3 protein-coding genes are annotated in these 2,154 nt (G+C 63.8%); 2 read left to right on the forward strand and 1 reads right to left on the reverse strand.

Annotated features, from left to right (window positions below; translation table 11 throughout):
• Positions 1–301, forward strand: a 301-nt coding sequence (locus tag AC5JJ6_RS10770) for a fumarylacetoacetate hydrolase family protein (protein ID WP_496042031.1), incomplete at its 5' end; no start/stop codon positions are given.
• 59 nt (positions 302–360) lie between these two features.
• Complete coding sequence (locus tag AC5JJ6_RS10775; protein ID WP_496042032.1) at positions 361–1,227, forward strand: HpcH/HpaI aldolase/citrate lyase family protein; 867 nt, start codon at positions 361–363, stop codon at positions 1,225–1,227.
• A 14-nt stretch (positions 1,228–1,241) separates the two neighbouring features.
• On the opposite strand, the gene AC5JJ6_RS10780 is transcribed toward AC5JJ6_RS10775, so the two are convergent.
• Positions 1,242–2,154, reverse strand: a 913-nt coding sequence (locus AC5JJ6_RS10780) for a calcium-binding protein (protein ID WP_496042033.1), incomplete at its 5' end; no start/stop codon positions are given.

A 2,154-nucleotide genomic window follows, 5' to 3' on the forward strand; every position in this document is an offset into this window, starting at 1 on the left:
CTGCCCGATGGGACCCTGGATCGTAACGGCGGACGAGCTGGACCCGGCGTCCCTGGCGGTACAGTGCTGGGTGAACGACGAATTGCGCCAGAACGCCAATACCAGCGACCTGATCTTCGATATCCCGACCTTGATCGCGACGATCTCCGCCGGCATCACGCTCCAGCCCGGTGACGTGATCGCGACCGGTACGCCGGCCGGCGTCGGCATCGGCTTCAACCCGCCGAAATACCTCAAGCGGGGCGACCGTGTCACGATCGAGATCGAAGGCATCGGCCGTCTCGCCAACACCTTGCGCTGAACCATGCGCCGACGGCCGCAACAAGGATGGCGGCATCAAGGAAGATGGGTGGGGGAAATATGCAGAGTGAACAAGCCGGCTGGCGCAGCCTGCTTTTCGTGCCGGCGAACCGGCCGGATCGTTTTGCCAAGGCTGCGGCCAGTGGGGCCGATGCGGTCTGCGTCGATCTGGAAGACGCCGTACCGCCGCAGGGTAAGGAACAGGCCCGCGCCGAAGCGGTGCGCTTTCTCACCGGCCCGCCGCTTGGCGAATGCGATCGCGTGGTCCGGATCAACAGCATCCGGACCGAGCCCGGTCTGCGCGACCTGCTGGCCATCATCGAGGCCCGTCCGCGACAGGGACTCATAGCGGTCCCCAAGGTGGATTCAGCACAGGAAGCAGGTTGGATAGACCAGCTGCTGACGGGTGCCGGCATGGACATGCGGATCGTCGTCCAGATCGAGACGCTGCGCGGCATCGAAGAGGCCACGGCGATTGCCGGCGCCTCGCCTCGGATAGCCGCCGTGATGTTCGGCGGCCTGGATCTGGCGGCGGAACTGGGATCGCCCGCCACATGGGATGCCCTGCTCCACAGCCGGTCGCGGGTTGTCCATGCGGCGGCGCTTGCCGGGGTTCCGTCCATCGACATGCCCTTCGTCGATGTCGGCAATCCCGATGCCTGCGCCGACGAGGCTCGCCGCGTGCTCGGCCTCGGTTTTTCCGCCAAGATGGCGATCCACCCGACCCAGGTGCTCGTCATCAATGCGGCGTTTACGCCGACGGACGAGGAGATACGCGAGGCTCGCCGGATCGTCGGCGCGTTCGAAGATAGCGCAGCCGCTTCATCGGGCGTCGTGCTGCTGGACGGCAGGATGGTCGAGCGCCCGGTGGCGCTTGCGATGCGGCGTCTGCTGATGCGTGCACGGTGCGGCGGCGTGGCGTCCTGACCGGTGCATGCCGCTCACGCGACGAAGAGATAGTCCTGGCCTTCGCTCAGGCCGATCATGTCGACCGTGACGCTTCCCGAAATCCAGGTGAACACGGTCGATCCATTCGTTTCCTTGACTGAGACATCGTCGCTGCTGGCAAAACCCCGGAACTTTATCACGTCCAGTTCGCTAAAACCGACGATCGTATCTTTACCTTGATAATCGTCATACCGCTCCGTGCCGGCATGATAGATAAACTCGTCTCTGGAGTTTTGGGGACTGACCAATGTGTCGTTGCCGCCGCCGCCGTCGAAGAGGCTGCCGCTGGATCCGGCGGCAACGATCAGGTGCTCCGATGCCCCTCCGCCATTCAGGAAGTTGACGGGTGAAAAACTGACGACGGTGATGGGAGCATCGCCGCCCTGGTAGCCGAATTCCGGCATGTAGCCGCTTACGGCAGTGATCTCGATGCGCTCGATATTGCCGAACCTGCTGCCCTCCCACGAAGGGTCTCCGTCGCTCGGCGATCCCCAGCCGGTGGTTCCCGTAGCCGAATTGACGCCGAGGAACCCGGCATAGACAAAGTTATTGCCCATCTCGATTCGCAATGTATCGGCGCCCGCACCGCCATCGGCGTAGCTGCCGCGATACTCGTCCGCGTTCTGATCCGGTCCATACAAATTTATGGTGAAGTCCAGGACGATCGTGTCGTTGCCGGCATCCCCGAATACCTGATTGGCGCCGCGTCCGCCATGGATCTCATCCTTGCCGTCGTCGCCGAATAGCCTGTCGTCGCCGGCGTCACCCTGGAGCCGGTCATTTCCTTCGCCGCCCAGCGCCAGATCGTTCCCGGCTCCCGCCTCTATCCTGTCGTCGCCCGCATCGCCATACAGGATGTCGTCGCCCTCTTGCCCAAAGAGCCGGTCATCGCCCCAGTCACCATGG

The organism is Skermanella sp. (genome assembly GCF_059503625.1).

Bases quoted from the DNA above. Each gene is read 5' to 3' on its own strand.
- AC5JJ6_RS10775 (WP_496042032.1), top strand. From the start codon at position 361: ATGCAGAGTGAACAAGCCGGCTGGCGCAGCCTGCTTTTCGTGCCGGCG.